This is a genomic window from Halorubrum sp. SP9, from assembly GCF_005435015.1.
Lineage (GTDB): Archaea > Halobacteriota > Halobacteria > Halobacteriales > Haloferacaceae > Halorubrum > Halorubrum sodomense.
On record NZ_SGXU01000435.1, the window covers coordinates 1 to 400 of the forward strand.

General features: G+C 63.0%; 1 pseudogene. It reads left to right on the plus strand.

Annotated elements, in window-relative coordinates:
* Positions 1 to 255 (plus strand): annotated as a pseudogene (locus EXE45_RS20090) (hypothetical protein); the annotation flags it as partial.
* Between the last annotated feature and the right edge of the window lie 145 nt (positions 256 to 400).

The following is a 400-nucleotide window of genomic DNA, read 5'->3' on the forward strand; positions in this document are numbered from 1 at the left end:
AACCGCACGCCCGTCGAACTGGCGGCGGCGCTCTCGGACATGCTCGGTCGCGAAATCACGCACGTCCGTCCCGAGATCGACGACTACCGCGCGATGGCCGGCGAGGAGATGGCCGAAATGTACACCTGGTTCGAGGAGGTCGGCTACGGGTCGAACCCGACGGCCGATGCGGAGGCGTACGGCATCGAACCGACCGAGTTCGCGTCGTACCTCTCGAACAGCGATGCGTTCCAACCGGTCTCGCCTGCGGCCTGACGTTCCCGCGTAGGCGTCGAGCGGTGCGTCGCTTTGGTCCACCCACTTTGAGGAATTCACCCTCCGTATCTCGCACGCCGATCCCACCAGTTGCCGAGGATTTCAACAGAGCCGTTCCCGTTGTAATTTTCTGTTTGTGGGTGGA